At 46.5% G+C, this 1,244-nt stretch carries 1 protein-coding gene; it reads left to right on the top strand.

Annotated features, from left to right (window positions below; genetic code table 11):
• Positions 1–1,225 (top strand): IS4 family transposase (locus tag BIZ39_RS21845; protein ID WP_239220463.1); only part of this gene is annotated, 1,225 nt, incomplete at its 5' end.
• Positions 1,226–1,244: the final 19 nt, after the last annotated feature.

Genomic DNA, 1,244 nt, shown 5'->3' with positions numbered 1-1,244 from the left:
AAAAAAAACCAACACAGAAAACACCATGAATGCACGCTCTATATTGAACAATCTTGTCTCTTTTGTCAGCCATAAAATGCATAAAACCCGCAAACAGGCCGTTGTCGCCTGTGTGCGAAGCTTGATTGAGAGCGGTTCGGCCACTGTGACCAGTATGGGGCGCGGTATCCGTTCCAATGCCTATGAGAAACACCGTATTAAGCGGGCTGACCGGCTGTTATCTAATGGTCACCTCCAGCGTGAAGTACCGTTTATCTATGCAATGATTTGCCGGTTATTTTGTACCTGTAAACATCCTGTCATTGCCGTTGACTGGTCAGATTTGGATAAGTGCAAAAAGCACTTTTTACTTCGCGCCGCAATTGTCGTTAAAGGGCGGCCTATTACCCTTTATCAGGAAGTGCATGATAGAAAAGCCAGTGCAAAAGCGACTACACATAGAGACTTTTTAGAGATATTGCACACGCTCTTACCGGATACCTGCCAGCCCATTATTGTCACTGATGCGGGCTACAAATCGCCGTGGTTTCGTGAAGTGCAGGCATTGAGATGGCATATTGTCGGACGTGTGCGAAAGCCACATTTATATTCGCTGGATGGCGGTAATGAATGGCAATCTATCGCTGAGCTTTATCTAAAGGCTACAACACGGCCCAAGCGATTTGATAACGCGCTTATCGTCAAGTCACGACCTTTTGCCTGTACCTTGGTGTTGGTTAAAGAGAAAGCGAAAGGTCGACGAGCGTTTAATGCCAATGGCTCGCGCCAACGGGATACCAATTCATTGAAATATGCTGATGGCGCAAGAGATCCGTGGCTACTGGCGACGTCATTGCCCTACCATCGTCACTTATCTAAACAAGTCATCGATATTTATCGCCAGCGCATGCAAATAGAAGAAGGCTTTCGGGATATGAAAAGCACGCGCTTTGGTCTGGGGTATGAAAATAATCGCAGCACAACCAAGACACGCATTACTGTTCTGGTCTTGCTTACCACACTGGCTTCGTTAGTGGCTGTACTGTTGGGCATGCTATTAGTTGTCAGTAACAAGCATCGACGCTTTCAGGCAAATACCGAAACAAAATCCGTACTATCCTTTCACTTTCTTGGCTTGAGAGCTTTTAACACCTCAATGCGATTTACCCTGCATCAGTGGAAAAAGACGATCCGCTGGCTTGATGAACTCACCGCTGAAGCTTGCATGAGCAAGATTACATGCTAAATTCGTGGGGATCCCTCAG

This window comes from Alteromonas sp. BZK5 (genome assembly GCF_014349115.1).
GTDB lineage: Bacteria > Pseudomonadota > Gammaproteobacteria > Enterobacterales > Alteromonadaceae > Alteromonas > Alteromonas macleodii.
This window is presented reverse-complemented; position numbering and strand designations above follow the sequence as displayed.